We start from the raw sequence: 20,301 nt of genomic DNA, 5'->3' as shown, positions 1-20,301 counted from the left end.
CGACATGGGCACCCCCGGCGGCATTACAACCCTGACAAGGCACGATAAGGAAACAATCCGTTCGATGCAGCGATGCTCCGCGGCCGGGCGAGGGGAGGAAAATGTACCCATTCGTTCAACCAGTCCGGTTAAACCCGGGGGAGCACACCATGATCGACGTCCGTCCCTTCAGCAGCCTCGGCGGTGCCAACCACGGTTGGCTCGACGCCAAGCACCATTTCTCGTTCGCCTCGTACAACGATCAGAAGCGCATGGGCTGGGGCGCCCTGCGCGTGTGGAACGACGACACGATCGCTGCCGGCACCGGCTTCCCGCCGCACCCGCATTCGGACATGGAAATCATCACCTACGTCCGCGAAGGCGCGATCACCCATGAGGACAGCCTCGGCAACAAGGGCCGCACAGAGGCTGGCGACGTTCAGGTGATGAGCGCGGGCACGGGTATCCGCCATGCGGAATACAACGCCGAACCGGAAGCCACCCGGATCTTCCAGATCTGGATCATCCCGGACCGCGAGCGCAAGGCACCGTCGTGGGGCACCCGCCCATTCCCGAAGGGCGAGCGCTCGGGTCGCTTCGTGACCCTGGCCAGCGGCATGGAAGGCGACGACGACGCCCTGCCGATCCGAACCGACGCCCGTGTGCTGGGCGCCAGCCTGAAGGCCGGCGAGAGCATGGAATACACGCTGGGCCAGGGCCGCTATGCGTACATGGTGCCGGCGGTCGGCAAGGTGGAGATCAACGGCCATGCCCTGGACAAGGGCGACGGTGCCGCGATCCGCGACGAGACGGTGTTGCGCATCGTCGCCAAGGAAGATGCGGAGCTGGTGCTGGTCGATAGCGCGGCGTAATACGAATCGCCGATGCGATCGGCTCCCACCCCTTCGGTAGGCGATGTACCGCTACCGAAGGGGTGGGAGCGGACCGTGTCCGCGATGCGATCGTCTCAGGGCTTCCGCTTCATCAATCCATGCGTAAACAGATAAGCCGCGGTCTGGTAGTAGGTGATCGCATCCTTACTGTCGCGCGGATCCGGATGCTCGACGGGCGTCGCGTCGCCCGTGGTCCGTTGCGGCACCATCTCCTTCACCGGCATGCGTGGCACCAGCGAGGTGAGGCGGTCGCCGTGCATGTAGCCCAGTTCCTGGTAGGTGCTGACGAAGGCGCGCTCGCGACCGGGTTCAAGTCGGAACAGGTCGTAACCGTAGAAGCGCGAGTCATAGCTAAAACCCAGCATGCCCAGCAGGGTCGGCGGGATGTCGATCTGGCTCATCAGACGATCGACCACGCCCGGCTGCACGTGCTTGGGCGAATAGATGTACAGCGGGATGTGGTAGCGGTCGATTGGCAGGCTGGTCTTGCCCGCGCTGGTGGCGCAATGGTCGGCCGTGATGATGAAGATGGTGTCGTCGAACCACGGCTTGGTCGAAGCACGCTTCAGGAAATCGGCGATGGCCCAGTCGGTGTACTGCACCGCCGCGTTGCGCGTGCCCTGGCGCAGCGGCACACGCCCCGCCGGGAAGGTAAACGGACGGTGGTTCGACGTGGTCATGACATGGCCGAAGTACGGCTTGCCCTTCGCATATGACGCGTCCATGCGCTTCATGACCAGCGTGTACAGGTCTTCGTCGGCCACGCCCCAGACGTTCTCGGCGTGGATGTCCTTGCTGTCGATGACGTTGCGGTCCACCGCCTCGTAGCCGTTGCTGGCGAAGAAGTGATTCATGTTGTCGAAGTAGCCGTAACCGCCGTAGACGAACTCCGACGTATAGCCCTTCGCATTGAACACGTCGGCGAGCGACCAGAGGTTCTCGTTGTCGGGACGCTTCACGATGGATTCGCCCGGCGTGGGCGGCACCGAGAGCGCCAGCGCCTCCAGGCCGCGGACGGTGCGCGTGCCGTTGGCGTACAGCTCGGTGAAGAACAGGCTCTTGGAAGCCAGCGCGTCCAGGTTGGGCATGAGGCCGCGATGCTTGCTGGTGTCCAGCCCCTCGACGTAGTCACCGGAGAGGCTTTCCACGCTGATCAGGACGACATTGAGCTTCTTTTCCGGACGATCGGCGACGATATGCCGAGTCAGGTCCATCGGATCGTCGCTGGTGAAGGTCGCGTCGGGCGTCTTCAGCAGGGTGCGCAGGTTGGCGAAGGCGTCCTTGTCCGGGATGGTCGGGTAGTACTTCGTGTAGTCCAGTTCGTTGTCGAGGAAGGCCGCGAAGAACTGGTAGATGCCGTTGCCGGCCAGCTCGTTCACGTAGTTGTTGCTGGAACGCTCCTTCATGGCGTCGTCCACCGCGAAGCTGACGCCGACCGTCAGCAGCAGCCACACACCCACCACGGCGCTGCGGCCACCGAAGCGCGAACCGGTGTCTTCGGCGCGCAGGGGCCGACGGCTGAACCACATCACCAGCAGCGTGCCGGCCAGCAACAGCAGCGACCAGGTGACGATGGGATACGATTCGCGGATGTTGCCGACCACTTCGTGGGTGTACACGAGGTAATCGACGGCGATGAAGTTGAACCGGGCGCTGAATTCACCCCAGAACACCAGTTCCGCCGCGCCCAGGTAGAGCGTGAAGAACGTCAGGACGAAGCAAAAGCCCAGGAAGATCCCGTGGCCCCAGCGCGACAGGTAGGCCCGGCGCGGCAGCAGCCACAGCACCAACAGCAGGGGCCAGCCCATATAGATGAAGGTGACCAGGTCGTAGCCGAAACCGACCGCGAACAGGTAAAGCCACATGCCCGGATCGTGGGGAATCTCCTTTCCGGTGTGGATCAGGAGGACCAGGCGGACCAGGAAGGCCACGCCCACGAAAAGGACGCCGAACCACAGGAGCGGCCGAAAGCGCTGGCGCAGGGCGCCGGGGGCCGGATTGACAGGACGCATGGTGCCTCGCGATCTGAGCCGCCCGGGACGGCCGGCCATGTCGCGAAAGCGTAAGAATTCGGGCTTACGACCGGCTTTCCCCAACCTTATGGAAAGCTTTCTTTTCTGACCGGATCGCGCGGCCCCGCTGCCCTCTCAAGCCGCTATGTGGCACCCTACACGACCTTTCGGAAGATCATGTGGAGTCGCGGCGCGGTGGAGCACGAAACGAGGACGGAGCTCCCGACGACGACCGACCAGCCCATGGCGAAGCGCGCGCTCTACGTGACGCTGCTGCGTCGTGCGGGCGGCCCGTTGCTGTCCGTCGCGCTGCTGTGCCTGGCCCTGTGGGCCCTGCACGCCATGGCCAGCGAGGTCACGTACCGGCAGATCGCCCACTACGTCCACCGCCTGCCGAACTCCGATATCGCCCTGGCCGTGCTGCTGACCGCCGCCGGCTACTCGATCATGACCCTCTACGACTGGTTCGGCCTGATCAGCATCGGCAAGCGGCTGCCGCCGAAGCGGGTGGGATTTATCTCATTCATCAGTTACGGCTTCTCCAACGCGCTGGGCATGTCCCTGCTGGTGTCCGGCTCGATCCGCTACCGTTTCTACGTGCAGGCGGGCCTCACCACCGGCGAGGTGGCCCGGGTCGTCCTGTACACCACGCTGAGCTTCTGGCTGGGCCTGGCGGCGTTGACGGGCGTCACGCTGCTCATCGTGCCGATCCCGCCCGAAGTGCCGCTGTCCGGCATGCGCATCCCGCTGGCGGTCGTGCTGACCCTGGTACCACTGGCCTGGTTCACCCTCGCGCTGACGATGCGCCGGCCACTGCGCATCGGACGCTGGTCCGTAAACGCCCCGACGCCCATCGTCGCCGCCCGCCAGATCCTGATCGGCGCGCTTGACTGGGGCCTGGCCGCGGGCGTGCTCTACGTGCTGATGCCGCAGGAGATCGTCGGCGGCTTCGGACACTTCCTCGCTCTGTTCGTGCTGGGCCAGATGGCCGGCCTGATCAGCCATGTGCCGGGTGGCCTGGGCGTGTTCGAGGCGGTGATGCTGGCCGGCTTCGGCGCCACCGGCAATGAGGGGCTGGAGGCGCCGATCCTCGGTTCGCTGGCCGCCTATCGCGTCGTCTACTACCTGCTGCCACTGGCCGCGGCCACGCTCATGGTGATCTGGCGCGAGGTGCGCGCCCTGCGCCACACGGCCCTCATCACGCCGTGGTTCGCCAGCCTGCTACCCCCTTTCTTCGCCGGCCTGACCCTGGTCTGCGGTGCGGTGCTGCTGTTCTCCGGCGCGACGCTGGCGATCCCGGGGCGCATGGACATCCTGCGCGGCTTTGTTCCCCTGTCGCTGGTGGAGGTCTCGCACTTCATGTCCAGCGTCGTGGGCATGCTGCTGCTGATCCTCGCGCGCGGCCTGCAGCGCCGCCTCGACGCGGCCTACGTGCTCACCCTGGTCCTGCTGGTGCTGGGCGCGATCTTCTCGCTGCTCAAGGGCATCGATTACGAGGAAGCGACCCTGCTGTCGCTGCTGGCCCTCGCCCTGGCTCCCGCGCACAAGCATTTCTACCGGCGAGCCTCCCTGTTCTCGTTCTCCATCGCCTGGATCGTCACCATCCTGGCCGTGCTGGGCTGCGCGACCTGGCTGGTGTTTTTCAGCTACAAGCACGTCGAATACAACAACAACCTGTGGTGGGAGTTCAGCTTCCGCCATGGCGGCGCGCCGCGCGCGCTGCGCGCCCTGGTCGGCGCGACGGCGGTGGTGATGCTGTTCGGCCTGGCCAACCTGATCCGTCCGGCACGTCCCCGGCGGACGATGCCCGGCGAGGTCGAGTTCGGCCGCGCCATGCCGCTGATCAAGCAATTCGGCTCCGCGCAGGCGCATCTGGCGCTGGTCGGCGACAAGATGATGATGTTCGCGCCGGACGACCGCGCCTTCATCATGTACGATATCGAGGGTCGCAGCTGGATCTCGATGGGCGACCCGGTCGGCGACGACGAGGACGCGCGACGCGAACTGGTCTGGGCCTTCCGCGAGGAATGCGAACGCGCCGGTGGCTGGCCGCTGTTCTACCAGGTGCGCCCCGAGGACCTCGACCTCTACCTCGAGGTGGGCATGAACCTGCTGAAGATCGGCGAGGAAGCCCGTGTGCACCTGGAGACCTTCAACCTCGACGGCAAGTCGAAGAAGACCCTCCGTGGTACGGTGAACAAGCTCAGCCGCGACGGCCTACGCCTTGAGATCGTGCCCGTCGAGGACGTGCCGGCCCTGCTGCCGCGCCTGAAGAAGATCTCCGACGCCTGGATGCGCGACAAGAAGGTGCGCGAAAAGCGCTTCTCGCTCGGCCTGTTCGACGAGCGCTACCTCTCGCGCACGCCCATGGCGGTGGTCTGGCTGGGCGAGGAGCCCGTCGCCTTCGCCAACATGTTCCTCACCGAGTCGAAGGAAGAAGCCTCCGTCGATCTCATGCGCCACTTGCCAGAGGGCCCTTCCGGCATCATGGATTTTCTGTTCATCGAACTGATGGTCTGGGCGAAGGCCGAAGGCTATCGCTGGTTCAACCTCGGCATGGCGCCGCTGTCGGGCCTGACCAACCGCCGCACCGCGCCGCTGTGGAGTCGTTTCGGCGCCATGGTCTTCGGTCGTGGCGAACGCTTCTACAACTTCCGCGGCCTGCATCGCTACAAGGAAAAGTTCGACCCCGAATGGGAGCCGCGCTACATCGCGGTGGCCGGCGGCATCGCGTTGCCGCTGGCGCTGGCCAATGTCGCCAGCCTGATCTCGGGTGGCCTGGGTGGGGTGGTGCGCCGGTGAAGTCCCGCACGAAGAAAGTCGTCCGTTACGTCCTGCTCGCGATCCTGGCGCTCGTCGTGCTGGGCCTGCTCGCCTGGCATCCGTGGACCCATGCGTCCATGGAGAAATCCACGGTGGAACTGCCCGCGCTCACCACGCCTCCGGCCGGCGAGGAAGACCTCCTGGTGGTCATCTACTCCGGCGACGGCGGCTGGTGGGATCTCGACCAGCGCCTGGGCGCCGTGTTCGTGCAGCGCGGCATCCCCGTCGCGGGCGTCAGCACCTTCAAGTACTTCTGGCGCTACCGCACGCCGGAGGAATCCGCCCACGACCTCGACGGCCTGCTCGACAAGTACACGGCCCAGTGGAACAAGAAGCGCGTGCTGCTGATCGGCTATTCGTTCGGCGCGGACGTGCTGCCGACGCTCGTCGGCCTGCTTCGCCCCGACAACCGGGCCAAGCTCAGCCAGCTTGTGCTGCTTTCGGGCAGCCGCGACATCAACTTCGAGATCGAGCTCGAGGGCTACATGAAGCAGGGCTGGTGGACGACCCACACGCACAACTTCCTGCAATGGCTGAATCCGGTGGTGCATACGGATGCGATCCCGCCGATCGCCCAGCTGGGAGGCAAGCCACCCATGGCCTGCTACTACGGCGATGAGGACGCCGACGACAGCCTGTGTACCGACACCCGCCTGCCGGGTTTCGTCACGGTGTACAAGAAACCCGGCTCGCACCACTTCGACGAGAACTACGAGAAGCTGGCCACCGAGCTGATCCAGCGCATGCCAGCCGCGTCGACGACCGCGCCCTGACCTCCGGCGGGGCCGTCGCGGCGACCCCGCCCGTCACGAAACATTCACCGCAACGCCACCGGAAATTTCCCTTTCGGCGATCACGCTCGTAGCTCGGGCGGGAGCCCATGCGGAGAACGGTGATGCAACGCGAACCCGGCAAACGCGATTACGGAACATCGGACTGCGCACGCTTGCGCAGTCTCGCCAGTCGAGGTGCTCCCAAGCCCCCGGAACCCGCCAGGCCCCCACTGCGCGAGGTGAAACCCCATCGACCGAAGGCCAGGCCCGAGACGCACGCACCAGCCTGACGTCTAATCATGGCGCACAGCGCCCACGGTACAAAACCGTACGAAATTTAAGACTTCTCCTATATCCGGCCCGCGTCCCCGTAAGGAAGATGGCGTCGTCTCCCGCCTAGCCTGCCAGCGGCGGGAAACGACATCGCCGATGACCGATCCGACGGCAGGATGCCGTCCGTCCCTAGCGCCAGGATCGATCCCCCCTTCATCGGTGGTAGCGCCGCGTCGGCTTCGCCGGGCCGCGTTAGTGTGTGGCAATAGCCGCCAGACCCAGGGACGGTCACCATGGCCCTACGCGTGAGCGTCAGGGCCATGTTTTTTTGTGCCGCCTTTGCATCGTTGCGCTTCGCCGTCTAGGCTTTGCCGATGGGCTGCCTTCCTATTCCCTTATTCGCGCTGCTTGGCTGCGGCATCGGTTACCTGGTCGACTCACGCCCTGGCTCCCTGTGGGGTGCCGGCATCGGCCTGCTGGTGGGCCTCGTGCTTACGGTGATCGTCTTCCGCGCGATGCGTCGCGCCAACCGCTAGTTCGACCGGCCGAAGAACACCGACACGCCCAGGCCGGCGATCAGCGACGGCCCATGGCTGCCGATCCGGTGCAGCGCGTAAGCGTCCAGTTGCAGGTGCTCGCCGATGTCCCAGGCGACGCCACCGCCCGCCTGCACTTCGTTGCCTTCGTTCCCGTCGTGGATGAGGTCGGCTTCAAGATAGGCCGACCAGTGATCGCCAAAGCGACGCCCGAAGGTCGGCGCGACGGTCCAGGTGTTCTGGCGGCCCAGGCGATCCAGGTTCACATAGAGCGTGTTCTGGTGGATGTCGTCGGGCTTCCACTGCATGGTCGCGCCCAGGCTGTATTGGCGTGCGTCGTTGCTGAGGTCGCGATCGCCGTTGGCGTAGGTGATCTTCGCTAGTGCGGCCCAGCTGAAATCGCCCGCATCCGCCGAGCCGCCGGGCGCGAATTTGAGACCTACGCTGCTGTCGCCGTGTCCCAGGTGGTGCTGGCGCCTGCCGACGTCCTCCTGCTCGAAGCGGTTCCACGCCGAGCCGCCTAGTTGCAACTCCAGCGGCCCGCCCAGGCCCAGCCGGAACAGGCTGTCCGCCGTATACGTGCCGTGCAGCACGCCGCCCGGCCGCTCGCGCTGGTAGGTCGGCAAGCCCTGCTCCCAGGCAAGCGTCCACGCGGGCACGGTCGTCGTAGCGAAACCCGCGCCGGGACGATCGAAGTCGGGCGGATCGGCCATCGCCACCGCAGGGGTCATCAACGCGGGAAGTAACCACAGGGTGCGCAAGTTCATGCGCGCATTGTGGCGGGCCGCCGTCATGCCGGCGCGAAGGAAGCGGGAACGACCCCAGGCCGCTCCCGCGTTCGGTCAGGGAGCCTTCGCGGTCGGGAAGGCTTCCGTGAGGTCCACATGGGCGTCGGCCGCGAAGTCGTCCGCCGAATGCCCCAGCTTGAACGCGTACTGGCCGGCGGCGATGCGCCAGCGCTTGCCGGCGTCGTCCCAGCGGGCGAGGGTGAGCGGTTCGAGCGGGATGTCGACGCGACGGCTGGCGCCCGGACCGAGATCCACCTTGGACCAGCCAGCGAGGCGGCGCGTGCCGCCCGAGGGGCCGGTAACGTAGATCTGCGGCACGTCGGCGCCGGCGACCTTACCGGTGTTCTTCACCGTGACGTGGGCGACAGGGTGGCCCTTCGCGTCCTTGTCCACGCTGAAGTCGCTGTACGCGAAACTCGTGTAGGTCAGGCCGTAGCCGAAGGCGAACAGCGGCTTCAGGTGCTTCTTTTCGTACCAGCGGTAGCCGACGTCCGCGCCTTCGATGTTGTAGTCGACGTTGTCGGCCGGCTTTTCCTTCGAGTACAGGCCGGCACCCTGGATCGTGAGACGCGGCAGTTCGGATTCGTCGCGCGGCCAGCTGAGCGGCAGGCGGCCCGAGGGCGCTGTCTTGCCGTAGAGCAGGCGCGCGATGGCCTCACCGCCGCCGGAGCCCGGATACCAGGCCTGCATCACCGCGCCTACGCGGTCGAGCCAGGGCATCTTCACCGGGCCGTTGGTTTCCAGGACGACCACGGTGTGCGGGTTGGCCTTGACCACGGCCTCGACCAGCGCATCCTGGTTGTCGGGCAGGGCGAGGTCCGGCGTGTCGAACGATTCTGCCGCCCACTTGGTGACGAACACCACGGCCACATCGGCGGCCGCGGCCGCCTTCGCCGCAGCCGCGGGATCGGTGCCCGGATCGAAGCTGGCCTTGCTGGCGAACTTGCGGATGTAATCGAGCGGCGCCGACGGGTGGTAACGCATCGGACCCGGCCAACCGGTGGGCTCCAGGCCCGGCACCGGGTCGCCCGCCTCGTCGGTGACCAGCGACGAACCGCCGCCGGCAAGCACGCCCTTGTCGGCATGGGCACCGATGACGACAACGGACTGTCCTTTGCCGCCCAGCGGCAACAACGACTTCTCGTTGCGCAGGAGCACAGCGCCGGCTTCGAGCGTGTCGCGGGCGACAACGCGATCGGCCGCGTAAGGCGGCTTGCCACCCGTCACCGGATCGTCGATCACGCCATGCGCGAACAGGCTGCGCAGGATGCGCTTGACCATGTCGTCCAGGCGCGCCTTCGGGAATTCACCCTTGGCGTAGGCCTCGCGCAGCGGCTTGTCGAAGAAGACTTCCTTGTCGAACACCTCGCCTGCCGACTCCTGGTCGAGGCCGGCCATCGCGGCCTTCGCCGCGCTGTGCACGCCACCCCAGTCGGACATGACGAAGCCCTTGTAACCCCATTCGCCCTTGAGCACCTGGTTGAGCAACCAGTCGTGTTCGCCGGAGTAGATGCCGTTGACCTTGTTGTAGGCCGACATCACCGAGCCCGGATCGCCCTTGGCGATGGCCAGCTCGAAGGCGAGCAGGTCGGATTCGCGCAGCGCCACCGGATCGATGTCCGAGCTGAGCGTGTTGCGGCCGGATTCGAGGTCGTTGATGGCGAAGTGCTTCACCGTGGCGACCACGTGGCGTTCCTGCACGCCCTTCACGGCGGCGGCGGCCATGGTGCCGGCCAGCAGGGCGTCTTCGCCCGCGTACTCGAAGTTGCGGCCGTTGCGCGGATCGCGCGTCAGGTTCACGCCACCGACGAGCATCACGCCGTAGCCCTTGCCGCGTGCTTCGCCACCGATCATGCGGCCGCCCGCGTGGGCCACCGCCGGATCGAAGCTGGCCGCCGTGGCGAGGCCGGCCGGCAGCGAGATCGCGCCCTTGCCATCGGAACCCGTGCGGGTCACGCCCAGGCTCGCGTCGGTCTCCTGGATGGCCGGCAGGCCAAGGCGAGGCATCGCCGGCACATAGCCGGCACCGCCCAGCGCGCCCTCGGGCTGTGGCAGCTTTTCGCTCTTCTGGCCGAAGTCGGCGCGGATGAGGCGGAACTTCTCGTCGTCGGTCATCGCCGCCACGACGAGTTCGGCGCGACGATCGGCCGAAAGCGTGCGATCCATCCAGGGATGCGCGGGCGGCGTGGCCGCGCTGGCGGAGGCGGCGAGGCCGGCGGTAATGGCGAAGGCGAGGGCAGTGCGGCGCGCGTCGGCGGTCATGGGTACGGATCCGTTCCGAATGAAAACGCCCAACGATGTTCCAGTAACGTTTTCATCGCAACCCGCGAGACCGGATCGCGCTAGGCTGGGACCTTGCCGCATGGGTCGACCGACCCCACTTAAGTGGTTCAATGAATTCACAAAAGTCGATGCCGCTCGCCGAATTTCATCCTGCCGTCCAGGCCTGGTTCCAGGCCACGTTCCCCGCGCCGACCGATGCGCAGGTGGCGGCGTGGCCGCTGATCCACTCGGGGCGGCATACGCTCGTGGCCGCGCCGACCGGCTCGGGCAAGACACTCACCGCGTTCCTTTCCGCCATCGACGGTCTCGTCCGCGAAGGCGTGCGCGACGGTGGACTGCGCGATCGCACCACCATCCTCTACGTGTCGCCGCTGAAGGCGCTGTCCAACGACATCCGCATCAATCTGGAAGCACCGCTGGCGGGCATCCGCGAGGAACTGCGTCGGCAAGGACTGCCCGATGTCGACATCCGCACCGCGGTGCGCACGGGCGACACGCCGTCACCCGACCGTGAACGCATGCGCAAGCGGCCGCCGCACATCCTCGTCACCACGCCGGAATCGCTCTACGTCCTGCTCGGTTCGGCATCGGGCAGGGAGATGCTGCGCCACGTGCGCGAAGTGATCGTCGACGAAATCCACGCCGTGGCGGCCAGCAAGCGCGGCAGCCATCTCGCGCTGTCGCTGGAACGACTGGAGTCGCTGGCCCAGCGACGCATCGTGCGCATCGGCCTGTCGGCGACGCAGAAACCCATCGACAAGGTGGCCGCGTTCCTGATCGGCGACGAAGCGGGCGACTGCGCCATCGTGGACATCGGCCATACCCGCGCGCGCGACCTGGCCATCGAGGTGCCGCCGGTGCCGCTCGAAGCGGTGATGTCCAACGACATGTGGGAGCTGGTCTACAACCGGCTCGCCAACCTTGTCGAACAGCATCGCACCACGCTGGTCTTCGTGAACACGCGGCGCATGGCCGAGCGATTGGCGAGACATCTCTCCGAACGACTCGGCAAGGAAATCGTCGCCGCGCACCACGGCAGTCTTTCGCGCGAGCAACGCCTCGACGCCGAGCAACGCCTGAAGCAGGGCAAGCTGCGCGTGCTCGTCGCCACCGCCTCGCTGGAACTGGGCATCGACATCGGCGATGTCGAGCTGGTCTGCCAGATCGCCTCGCCGCGCTCCATCGCCGCCTTCCTGCAACGTGCCGGGCGCTCCGGCCATGCCGTGGGCGGCACGCCCAAAGCCCGCCTGTTCCCGACCTCGCGCGACGATCTCGTGGAATGCGCCGCGCTGCTCGACTGCGTGCGTCGTGGCGAACTCGACGCCCTGATCCTTCCGCATGAACCCGTGGACGTGCTGGCCCAGCAGATCGTCGCGGAGGTGGCTTGCCAGGAATGGGACGAGGATGCGCTGTTCGACCTGGTAAAGCGTGCCTACCCCTATCGCGCATTGCGACGGGAGACCTTCGACGGCATCGTGCGCATGCTTGCCGAAGGCTTCACGACACGCGTCGGCCCGCGCGGTGCCTATATCCATCGCGATGCCGTGAACCGTCGCCTGCGCGAACGGCGCGGCGCACGCCTGGCCGCCGTCACCTCCGGCGGCACGATCCCGGAAACAGGCGACTACAACGTCGTGCTCGAACCGCAGGCCACGATGATCGGCACGGTGAACGAGGACTTCGCGGTGGAAAGCCTCGCCGGCGACGTGTTCCAGCTCGGTAACCGTTCCTACCGGATCATCCGCGTGGAGATGGGCCGCCTGCGTGTCGAGGACGCGCAGGGCCAACCACCGAACATCCCCTTCTGGCTGGGCGAGGCACCGGGACGCACGGCAGAGCTGTCCAGCGGCGTATCGCGCCTGCGCGGCGAACTCTCCGCATGCTTCGACGAAGGCGGCCGTGAATGCGCGCTTGCCTGGTTGATGCAGACCCTGTCGCTGTCGAAGGCGGCCGCCGAACAGATCGTGGAGTACCTGTTCCGTGCCCGTGCCGCACTGGGCGCGCTACCGACGCACGATACGCTCGTGATGGAACGCTTCTTCGACGAGTCAGGCGGTACGCAGCTGATCATCCATACGCCGTTCGGCAGTCGCATCAACAAGGCGTGGGGTCTCGCGTTGCGCAAGCGCTTCTGCCGCAAGTTCAATTTCGAACTGCAGGCGGCGGCGACGGAAGACGCGATCATCCTGTCGCTGTCCACCAGCCACAGCTTCCCGCTGGACGACGTGTCACGTTACCTGCATTCCAACAGCGCCGAACACGTGCTCGTGCAAGCCCTGCTCGACGCGCCGCTGTTCGGCGTACGCTGGCGCTGGAACGCCACCACCTCGCTGGCGTTGCCGCGCTTCAATGGTGGCAAGAAGGTCGCACCGCAGTTGCAGCGCATGAAGAGCGAAGACCTGCTCGCCACCGTGTTCCCCGACCAGGTCGCCTGCCTGGAAAACATCGTGGGCGAGCGCGAGGTGCCCGATCATCCGCTGGTCAACCAGACCCTGCACGACTGCCTGCACGAGGCGATGGACAGCGAGGGATGGCTCGACGTGTTACGCGGCCTGGAATCCGGCCGTATCCGCGTGCTGGCGCGCGACCTCGCCACGCCGTCGCCGCTGGCGGCGGAAGTGCTCAGCGCCGCGCCGTATGCCTTCCTCGACGACGCACCGCTGGAGGAGCGCCGCACCCAGGCAGTGCAGTCGCGACGCTGGAACGAAGCGCAGAGCGCGGACGATCTCGGCCGCCTGGATGCCGAGGCGATTGCCGCCGTGCGCGAGGAGGCATGGCCGGAGGCACGTAGCGCCGACGAGATGCACGAGGCGCTGATGCTGCTGGGCGCGGTCACGCAGGACGAAGCTCGTGACAACGGCGGTTGGAATCGTTGGCTGGCGGCACTGGGCAAGGATTCGCGCGCGACGCTGCTCGGCACCGGCGACACCGCGCTATGGGTCGCGGCGGAACGGCTCCCCGCATGGGGAGCCGTGCATCCCGACGCGCCCATGCACCCGGCCATCGACGCGCCCGCCGAATTCGCCACGCAGGCCTGGACGCGCGAGGACGCGCTGGTCGACATCGTGCGCGGGCGACTCGGCGGCCTGGGGCCTGTACCTGCCGTCGACATAGCAACATCGCTCGACGTGCCACTGGCCGACGTGGAGCTGGCCCTCACTTCGCTGGAAAGCGAGGGCTACGTCATGCGCGGCCCGTTCTCGCCGGGTGTCACGGACCTGGAGTGGTGCGAACGCCATCTTCTCGCGCGTATCCACCGCTACACCATCGGCCGCCTGCGTCGCGAGATCGAACCGGTGGCACCACGCGACTTCTATCGCTTCCTGCTCGACTGGCAACACGTCACGCGACAGGGCCAGGTCGCCGGTCCCGATGCACTCGCAGGCGTCATCGCCCAGCTCGAAGGCTTCGAGGCCGCGGCGGGAGCCTGGGAATCCGAGCTGCTGCCTTCCCGCGTGAGCGACTACGGCATCGGCTGGCTCGACGATCTCTGCCGCGCGGGTCGCGTGGTGTGGAGCCGCCTGCGTCCCGGCACGGGAACCGGTGGCCCCGTACGCGCCACGCCGATCGTGTTGCTGCCGCGTCGACAGCTCGGCATCTGGTCCGCCGCCGCACCGGCTGCCAGCGACGACGTGAAGCTTTCCTCGCGCGCCCAGGCCGTGGCCGACGCGCTTCGTGACGAAGGCGCGCTGTTCTTCGATGAACTCGCGTCGACTACCCGTCTGCTTCGTACCGAACTGGAAGATGCCCTGGGCGAACTGGTCGCCGCCGGACGCATCACCGCCGACAGTTTCGCCGGCCTGCGCGCCTTGTTGCTGCCTGCGTCCAAGCGCGACAACCATCGCCATCGGCGTACGCGGCGGCACATGCTGAGCGGCATCGAGGACGCCGGGCGCTGGTCCCTGGCGCGTCGGCCTCGCGAAGAACGCAATGACACCGACGGACTGGAACACATCGCGCGCACGCTGCTGCGTCGCTACGGCGTGGTGAGCTGGCGCATCCTGGAACGCGAGGCCGCTTGGCTGCCACCGTGGAGGGACCTGCGGCGCGTCTATCACCGGCTGGAAGCCCGGGGTGAAATCCGCGGTGGTCGTTTCGTGGATGGCCTGGTCGGCGAGCAGTTCGCGCTGCCGGATGCGTTGGTGGCGCTGCGGCAAATTCGTCATCGCCCGCACGACGGCGAGATCGTCTGCATCGCGGGCACCGATCCATTGAACATCGTCGGGGGTATTGTCGCCGGCACGAAGCTACCAGCCGTGATCGGCACACGCATCGCGATCCGCGACGGTGTGCCGATGGGTGCCATGGTGGCGGGGAAGTTCGTGGCGCTCGTCGAACTGATCGGCGACGAGGAGCGTGAGGTGCTCGGGGCCTTGCAGCGGCGGGCGGATAGGTGGGTGTTGGTGGGCTAGGCCTTCACCGCTTCATCGCTTCGTTGGTTTATCGCGCGCGAGCGCGCTCCTACAACAAGTCATCACATGTAGGAGCGCGCTTGCGCGCGATGGCTGTGCCTCAACGCAACTGGATATCCCCGATCACCCACAGCTTCGGACCCGGCTTGCCGGTGATCACGAAGCACAGGTCGTGCACGCCTTCGCGCTTGGGCAAGGTGCCCTGCAGGGTCGCACGACCGTCGTTGGCCGCGGCCAGCGAGATGGAGCTGATCTTCGGACCGTCGCAGCTGTCCAGGTGAACCTCGATCTCACCGGCACGCGTGCGCGACTTGCGCGAAACGATGCCCTTGGTGTCCTTCCACAGCTGGTAGTTGTAGGGCAGGCGATCGACATTCACTTCGATGCGGTAAAGGCCATCGAGCGGCACCTTCTTCCACATCCAGCAGGTGTCCATGATGTCCACCTTGTAGAGCGGGCGCACGCCGTTGATCGACTCGGGCGCCTCCAGGCGCAGCACGAGCTTGTCGCTGCAGGTGTTCAGCTGGTCGCTCGTGCGGTTGAGCAGCGACTTCGCGTCGATGGCCTCGGAGCGCGGACCCGCCAGCCCGAAGCCGCCAGCGAAGGCGTTGGCCTGCAAGGTGGTCGGCAGCGTCACGTCGAACGGGCCTTCATAGGCCTTGGACTGCGGCGTCGGCGCCGAACCGTCGACGGTATAGCGGATGGTGCCGTAGCCGGTCTGGTTGGACAGCGTGACACGTGCCTTGTCGCCATCCGCCCGCTCGGCGGAGATCGCCACGGCGTAGGCGCTGTCGGCCGGCACGATGCCGGCGGCGCGGTAGCGGGCCATCTGCGCGGGCAAGCGTGCAATGAAACCGTTCCAGTCGGCCTTCGGCGACCAGGTGCGCTCGGCGAGCGCGGCGATGCGCGGGAAGATGGCGTGCTGGATGCGATACCAGTTGGGCTGGTACTCGGCGAACAGGTTGACCTGCGCGCCCAGCACATGGGTGGCCTTGGCGGCGTCGATCTCCGGCGGCAACAGGTCGAAGTCGTAGACCGTCTTCAGCGACTGGCCGGACGGCCGACCCGCCGGCTCGTCGGGCAAGGTCGACTGCAACTGGTCGAGGTAGAGCGTGGGCGAGGGCGCCAGCACGACATCGTGACCGGCATTGGCCGCCTTGATCGCACCCTTCGTGCCACGCCAGGACATGACCGTGGCGCTGGCCGGCACCTTGCCGTCGAGGATCTCGTCCCAGCCGATCAGGCGACGACCGTGCTTGTCGAGGTAGTCGCCGATGCGGGCGACGAACCAGCCCTGCATCTTCTCCTCGTCGGTGATGCCGAGCTTCTTCATCTGCGCCTGGATCGTCTTCGAGTGCTCCCACTCGTCCTTGGCCGCTTCGTCGCCACCCACGTGGATGTACGTGGAGGGGAAGATCTCCATCACCTCGTCGAGCACGTTCTCCAGGAAGGTGAACGTGGCATCGTCGGTGTTGAACAGGGCGGTGTTCACGCCCCAGTCCGTGGAGACCTCACGCTTGCCCTTGCCCGCGCCGAACTGCGGATACGCCGCTACGGCGGCCTGAGCGTGCCCCGGCATCTCGATCTCGGGAATCACCGTGATGTGGCGCTCGGCGGCATAGGCCACGACCTGTTTGGCTTCTTCCTTCGTGTAGAAGCCGCAGTAGGGTTTGTTCGCACCGCCGGTCAGCGCGGTGTCCGGACCGACGGCCTTGCGGCAGGCGCCTTGCTCGGTCAGCTTCGGATACTTCTCAATCTGGAGGCGCCAGCCCTGGTCGTCCGTGAGGTGCCAGTGGAAGGTGTTGAGCTTGTGCATCGCCATCTGGTCGATCAGGTGCTCGATCTCGCTCACCGACTGGAAATGACGGCTGGAGTCGAGCATGAGGCCACGCCAGGGGAACCGCGGGCTATCGACGATGTGCACGCCCGGCACGCCGTTCTGCGAGGCGGGATCGGTCAGCAGCTGCCAATACGTCACCGCGCCGTAGAACAGGCCGGTCTCGTCATTGGCCGCGATGTGCACGCCCTTGCCGTCCACGTCGAGCGCGTAGGACTCGTATCCCTTCACGGTGGACTGCGTCGCCAGGTTGATGGCGCCATCCTTCGGCTGGCCCTCGACGATGGCCGGGGCGAAGCCGCGCGCCTGGCGCACCCAGCCCTGCAACTGCGTCGCCACGCGCTTCGCCGCGGCGTTGCCGACGGGCACGACGATCGTCGTGGTGGCATCGATCCGGTAGTGACCGGGTGCGCGCGTAAGCTGCGCAGGCATGGGAATCAGGGAGAGCGGCGTCGCGTCGACCGGCCCCTTGTCTTGTCTGGGCTGCTGGCTGGCGCAAGCGGTCAGCCCGAGAGCCAGGGCGAGCATGAGAGTGCGACGCATAGGGACCCCTGTAGAACGTTGAGAGAAAGTGGAATGCCGAGTGTAAGCGCCTGAACCCTACGCACGGGTTGGATATTCGTAAAGTGCCAAGGAAATCGACCAGGTCACATCGCCTGCATCGTAGGAGCGCGCTTGCGCGCGATTCGGGTATGCCGCCCGCAGCCATCGCGCGCAAGCGCGCTCCTACAGGAGAGGGGCGGGTCATCCGAGGCAAAAAAAGCGGGCCCGAAAAGTAGGGTTTGTCGGGCCCGTGGGGAATGAAGCTTCGAGGGGTGGTGCGGCCATCCGTGGCCGCCTAGCCAATCACATCGATCAGAGGTCGAAATGCACCGAGGCCATGTAGCGGCGGCCCGTGGTGTAGTGCGCGACCGGCATGTCCTTGATGCCGATGTACTGCTTGTACGCTTCGTTGGTCAGGTTCATGCCCGCGAGGGTGAACGAGACGTTCTTGTTGAGCTTGTAGCCCAACGTGGCGCCCAGGTCGCCGTAGTCTTCGGTGGTCGCCGGCGGCGCACCCGCCACGTAGCCACCCGCCAGGTACTTGCTGCGCCAGTTGTACGTGATGCGGGCGCTGAAGGGGCCCTTCTCGTAGTACGGGCTGAGCGAGTAGGCGCTCTTCGAGTTGTAGGGCAGGCTGCCACCACGATCGAGCGTTCCCTTGGCGTAGGTGTAGTTCGCGGTGATGCCGAAACCGGTTTCACCGAACGCCTGCTGGTAGCTCAGGCTGGCACCCTTGATCTTGCCCGAGCCGACATTCGTCGGACGGGTGATGTCATACAGGCAGTATCCATCGGTCTGGCACAGGCCCGCGGCCACCTGGGCGTTGAACGTGGTCTTGTCCGTGATGCTGCCCGAGCTGAAGTGCTGTTCCTTGAAGATGTCCTGGAACACGTAATCGTCGATCTTCTTGTAGAAGCCGGTAATCGCCAGATAGGACTGCGGAGCGAAATACCATTCGGCCGAAAGCGAGAAGTTCTTCGACTTGTACGGCTTCAGGTCGGAGTTGCCGCCCGAACCGGTCAGCACGCCATCGTTGAGGAATAGCGCATTGGTCTGCATGTTGTACGGAACGCGGGCCATCACCTTGGCGGCGGCGAAGCGCAACACGACATCTTCGGCCACGTCGTAGGCGACGTTCAACGACGGCAGCCATTCCTTGGTGGTCTGCGACGACTTGACGAACGAACCCGGGGGCGGCGGCAGCGTCGGAGCACCGAGGTAGTTGTACGCGTAGCCGTCCGTCTTCGTGTCGACGTAACGGACGCCGAAGTTACCGTGGAAATCGCCACCGGCGAAGTTGGCCTGGGCATAGGCCGCGTTGGTCTTCTCGCGGACCTTGTACGTACCGTTGAGGTTCGAACCCGGGTCGTCGATACCGCCGTTGGTCTGGCGCACCCAGCGATACACCGCATCCGGATCGGGGATGATGTGGTGGGCCATATCGTCCGAAAGACCGACGCCACCGAGGTTGGTGTACCCGATCGTGCCAAGATCCGACAGCGAGATCGGCCCGTTCGGCACGTAGACATGCGCATTCATGCCTTCGGCGTGACGGTTCCAGCGATAGCCCACGAGCAGCTGGTTCACGAAGGAATCGAAATCCTTGCTGAAGTCCAACTGTGCGTACGTGTCGCGGGAATTGGCGTTGTAGTCGCCAAAGTTACCCGGCCAACCACCCAGTCCCGGCGTATCACCGATGTGCCAGTTGGCCGGATCGCGCGCAGCGGACGGATTGTCGAACGTGGCGCCGCGACGGATGTCCCACGTATAGCCGCCGGCGTAGACCGGCTCGACCACCGCCTGGGATATCTCGTTATTGATGGCCTTGCTGTAGCCGGCCGCGCCACCCAGGCTCCAACCCTCGCCATGATAGGTCGACTTGAGGTCGAATGCGGAGGTGCGAACGGTCGACTTGCGGATCGCGTTGTCGAACGTGGTCTGGCCGATGGCCGGGCAGCCAGGATTGTCGTTACCGCACACGTGGCCGCCGGTGACGACGTTGTTAGCGCCCTGGGTAAAGCTGGTGGTATTGCCGAGCGCACCGGGATTACCGGTGAACGGATACATCGACTGGTTCCAGTTATCGAAGTTCTCGCGGATGAACAGCGAGTTGATATCGATGTCCCAGTTCGACGTCGGACGGATCTGGAAACCTAAGGTGGCGGTATCGCGCTTGCGCTTCTGCTGGAACCAGGCGGCGTTGACTTCGTCCGGCACCATCGCGTTCGGGTTGAGCGAGCCGTTGGCCACCGAAGCGGCGACGCCGGGATTTTTGGCAGCCCACTTGGATACCGGGCTGTAGGTGAAGATCTCCATGCCCTTGCGGTCGATCTTCTCTTCGAAGTGCTGCGCGGATGCGATGACGCCAAAGGTCTGGGCGTCGTTCTTCCAGCTGTACAGCACCGAAGCCGACGGGCGGGTGCCCGGCTTGGCCTGGTCGTTGTAGTTCAGGCCGAAGCTGCCGCGCACCGTATTGGCCGGCAGGTCGAGCGGCTGCAGGGTATGCAGCAGCACGGTACCACCCAGGCTACCTTCCGTCAGGCGGGCTTCCGGCGACTTGTAGACTTCGAGACGACCGATCACTTCCGGCGCCAGCATGGTGAAGTCGAAGCCGCGGTTCGGCTGTGCGCCATACTGCCACGGCGTCTGCGCGATCGGCTGGCCGTTGAGGAACGTGAGGTTCAGGCTGGGATCGGTGCCGTCGATGGACACGCGGTCGCCCTGGCCGAACTGACGATCGATCACGACGCCCGGAATCTGGGTCATCGCTTCGGCGACGTTGGTGTTCGGGAACTTGCCGATGTCCTCGGCGGTGACCGCCTCGACGACGGCGTCGGCGTTGCGCTTGGTGTCGAGCGACTTCTCGAGACTGGCGCGGATGCCGGTCACGGTGATCGTGTCCAGCTGGGCTGCCTTGGCGGCGTCGGCCTTTTCCTGAGCCGTCTTCGGTTTCGCGGGTGCCGCCGAGTCCTGCGCATAGGCAGACCCGGTGATACAGCACAGTCCGGCGATGATGCTCGCCGCGAGCAGGTTTCTACGATGCGACATGATGTCCTCCCCTCAGAGGATGAAAGCGTCGACGGGTTTCGCGACCGCGTCGTGCCTTGTTGCTATCGATAGGCCTTGCGGCCCGGTTTTCTAACGAGTCA

Annotated in this window: 10 protein-coding genes; 5 read left to right on the top strand and 5 right to left on the bottom strand. The window is 65.9% G+C overall.

Going from position 1 to position 20,301, the window contains the following annotated elements; genetic code table 11:
* The first annotated feature begins 149 nt into the window (after window positions 1-149).
* Complete coding sequence (locus tag GAK28_RS13710; RefSeq protein ID WP_291780038.1) at window positions 150-851, top strand: pirin family protein; 702 nt, start codon at window positions 150-152, stop codon at window positions 849-851.
* Window positions 852-946: 95 nt separating this feature from the next.
* Here the strand turns inward: GAK28_RS13710 and GAK28_RS13705 are convergent, their stop codons facing one another.
* A complete protein-coding gene (locus tag GAK28_RS13705) occupies window positions 947-2,884 on the bottom strand; it encodes an LTA synthase family protein (RefSeq protein WP_291780035.1) in 1,938 nt (645 codons plus the stop codon).
* 243 nt (window positions 2,885-3,127) lie between these two features.
* On the opposite strand from GAK28_RS13705, the gene mprF reads away from it, so the two are divergent.
* The 3 genes from mprF to GAK28_RS13690 all read left to right on the top strand — a co-directional run bounded on the left by mprF (window position 3,128) and on the right by GAK28_RS13690 (window position 7,289).
* Window positions 3,128-5,686 (top strand): bifunctional lysylphosphatidylglycerol flippase/synthetase MprF, encoded by a 2,559-nt coding sequence (mprF, locus tag GAK28_RS13700; RefSeq protein WP_291780033.1) that lies wholly within the window; start codon window positions 3,128-3,130, stop codon window positions 5,684-5,686.
* Entirely contained in the window at window positions 5,683-6,480 is a 798-nt protein-coding gene (locus GAK28_RS13695) for an AcvB/VirJ family lysyl-phosphatidylglycerol hydrolase (protein WP_291780030.1), read from the top strand. The genes mprF and GAK28_RS13695 overlap by 4 nt, the downstream gene beginning before the upstream one ends.
* A gap of 647 nt (window positions 6,481-7,127) precedes the next feature.
* The gene (locus GAK28_RS13690) at window positions 7,128-7,289 is read left to right on the top strand and encodes a hypothetical protein (protein ID WP_166945904.1); all 162 of its coding nucleotides are present in this window, start codon (window positions 7,128-7,130) and stop codon (window positions 7,287-7,289) included.
* Here the strand turns inward: GAK28_RS13690 and GAK28_RS13685 are convergent.
* On the bottom strand, window positions 7,286-8,056 hold the full coding sequence (locus tag GAK28_RS13685; RefSeq protein WP_291780023.1) for a transporter: 771 nt from the start codon (window positions 8,054-8,056) through the stop codon (window positions 7,286-7,288). The genes GAK28_RS13690 and GAK28_RS13685 overlap by 4 nt on opposite strands.
* Window positions 8,057-8,131: 75 nt before the next feature.
* Window positions 8,132-10,339: a glycoside hydrolase family 3 protein gene (locus GAK28_RS13680; protein ID WP_291780020.1), complete on the bottom strand. Its 2,208-nt coding sequence runs from the start codon at window positions 10,337-10,339 to the stop codon at window positions 8,132-8,134.
* Window positions 10,340-10,488: 149 nt separating this feature from the next.
* Between GAK28_RS13680 and GAK28_RS13675 the strand changes: the two genes are divergently transcribed.
* Window positions 10,489-14,772, top strand: a complete 4,284-nt coding sequence (locus GAK28_RS13675) for a DEAD/DEAH box helicase (RefSeq protein ID WP_291780233.1) — start codon at window positions 10,489-10,491, stop codon at window positions 14,770-14,772.
* Window positions 14,773-14,872: 100 nt separating this feature from the next.
* On the opposite strand, the gene GAK28_RS13670 is transcribed toward GAK28_RS13675, so the two are convergent.
* Window positions 14,873-17,152 (bottom strand): family 20 glycosylhydrolase, encoded by a 2,280-nt coding sequence (locus tag GAK28_RS13670; protein WP_291780018.1) that lies wholly within the window; start codon window positions 17,150-17,152, stop codon window positions 14,873-14,875.
* Between the two features lie 312 nt (window positions 17,153-17,464).
* The gene (locus GAK28_RS13665) at window positions 17,465-20,200 is read right to left on the bottom strand and encodes a TonB-dependent receptor (RefSeq protein WP_291780014.1); all 2,736 of its coding nucleotides are present in this window, start codon (window positions 20,198-20,200) and stop codon (window positions 17,465-17,467) included.
* Between the last annotated feature and the right edge of the window lie 101 nt (window positions 20,201-20,301).

The organism is Luteibacter sp., from assembly GCF_009912395.1.
Taxonomy (GTDB): Bacteria; Pseudomonadota; Gammaproteobacteria; order Xanthomonadales; family Rhodanobacteraceae; genus Luteibacter.
This window is presented reverse-complemented; position numbering and strand designations above follow the sequence as displayed.